This is a genomic window from Stenotrophomonas sp. P5_B8 (genome assembly GCF_054049855.1).
Genome location: NZ_JBFULO010000606.1, coordinates 1 through 1799, shown reverse-complemented (window position 1 = coordinate 1799; position 1799 = coordinate 1). Strand labels below are relative to the sequence as shown.

General features: G+C 63.3%; 2 protein-coding genes. Both read right to left on the bottom strand.

Annotation, left to right across the window (positions count from 1 at the left end; genetic code table 11):
• Positions 1–141: 141 nt before the first annotated feature.
• Positions 142–681 carry a DUF924 family protein gene (locus ACXJKH_RS19875; protein WP_256777317.1) on the bottom strand — a complete coding sequence of 180 codons (540 nt, stop codon included), beginning with the start codon at positions 679–681 and terminating at the stop codon, positions 142–144.
• Positions 682–734: 53 nt separating this feature from the next.
• The gene (locus ACXJKH_RS19870; protein ID WP_457321943.1) at positions 735–1511 is read right to left on the bottom strand and encodes an AMP nucleosidase; all 777 of its coding nucleotides are present in this window, start codon (positions 1509–1511) and stop codon (positions 735–737) included.
• Between the last annotated feature and the right edge of the window lie 288 nt (positions 1512–1799).

The following is a 1799-nucleotide window of genomic DNA, read 5'->3' as shown; positions in this document are numbered from 1 at the left end:
GATTTACGGCGTGTCCCGCCAACCCACCCGTACCCGCCAAGCCAGAGCAGGCAAAGACTCGCTGCTGTTGCTGTTGCTGTTGCTGTTGCTGTTGCTGTTGCTGTTGCTGTTGCTTTTACGCTTTTTGCTTCTACGCCGCTCTCAACCCGCAAACCCGCCTTCGGCCAGGTAATCCAGCTCTTCCGGCGTCGGCATCCGCCCCAGCACCGCATTGCGGTGCGGGAAGCGACCGAACCGGCGGATGATGTCGCGGTGCAGCTCGGCGTACTGCAGGTATTCCTTGTCGCCCAGCACATCGAACATCGCCACCGAACGCTCCTGGTCCTGCGGGTCTTCCGAATGCTCGAACGGCAGATAGATGAAAGCGCGCAGCTTGGGCACCAACTGCAGGTCCAGCCCCTCTTCCACCGCGCGCATCGCGTAGTGCCGGGCCAGCCCATCGGTGGCGTAGGAATGGGCGGTATCGCGGAAACAGTTACGCGGAAACTGGTCGAGCAGGATCATCAGCGCCAGCGCGCCATCGGCACTGCCCAGCCAATGCTCGCGTGCACGACGGGCAGCGGCGAAGTGTTCCTCCAGGAACGCCTCGCGGAACCGCGCATCGAACGCGTCATCGCGCGTGAACCATTGCTGTGGGCCGGCATTGCGCCAGAACTCCACGACTTGTGCCGCCACGTCCATTTACTACCCCTGATGGCGGCGCGTCCCCAAGACGCCCGCCGGTGCGATATCCATCACTCGTCAAAGCGCAGGTGGCGGACCGACTTGCCGTTGCGCCGTATAAGCTTAAGCGCCTCGATACCGATCTGGATATGGTTTTCGACGAACTGCGAGCTGACCTTGGCATCGGACGCCTCGGTCTTGACCCCGTCGGGGATCATCGGCTGATCGGACACCAACAGCAATGCACCGATCGGAATGTGGTTGGCAAAGCCGGCTGCGAACAGGGTGGCCGTCTCCATATCGATGGCCATGCAGCGCATCAGCCGCAGCTTTTCCTTGAAGGCCTCATCATGCTCCCAGACCCGACGGTTGGTCGTGTAGACCGTGCCGGTCCAGTAATCGTGGCCCAGATCGCGGATGGTCGTGGACACCGCACGCTGCAGGGCGAAGGCCGGCAGCGCCGGCACTTCCGGCGGCAGGTAGTCGCTGGAAGTGCCCTCGCCGCGGATCGCGGCGATCGGCAGGACCAGGTCGCCCAGCTGGTTCTTGCGCTTGAGCCCACCGCATTTGCCCAGGAACAGCACCGCCTTGGGCATTACCGCCGACAGCAGGTCCATCACGATGGCCGCGTTGGGGCTGCCCATGCCGAAGTTGATCAGGGTAATGTCATCGCTGGTGACGCTGGCCATCGGCCGATCCATGCCCTGCACCGGTGCGCCGGTAAGGTGCGAGAAGGTATGCAGATAGCCGGCAAAGTTGGTCAGCAGGATGTGCTGGCCGAACTGGTCCAAGGGCACGCCGGTGTAACGCGGCAGCCAGTTTTCAACGATTTCCTGCTTGCTCTTCATCCCGCGATGTCCGTCCGGCATTTGGTTCAGTGCGCCTATTCTGGGGATGGAGCAGCAACAAGCAAGCGATAAGTCTTTTCTTCCCAAGGTGGGGAGCGTCTGGTTCCAAGAGCCTTGGCGGACGGTGCACGGCGGTGCGCGTGCGCGTCATGCGGTCCTTGGGGCGTAGGGATCGCGTGGCGTCTCTGATCGGGTCTGTCGCGCGCGTGMGGGCCCCGTCGCGGCCGGTAGGCSCCTGGCGCAAATGTCCCCCGGCCGCGGGCGGCCTCCTCCTTTATTTTGCCCAGG

Excerpts from the sequence above, each read along its gene's own strand:
- ACXJKH_RS19875 (WP_256777317.1), bottom strand. The coding sequence starts at position 681 with ATGGACGTGGCGGCACAAGTCGTGGAGTTCTGGCGCAATGCCGGCCCA.
- ACXJKH_RS19870 (WP_457321943.1), bottom strand. The coding sequence starts at position 1,511 with ATGAAGAGCAAGCAGGAAATCGTTGAAAACTGGCTGCCGCGTTACACC.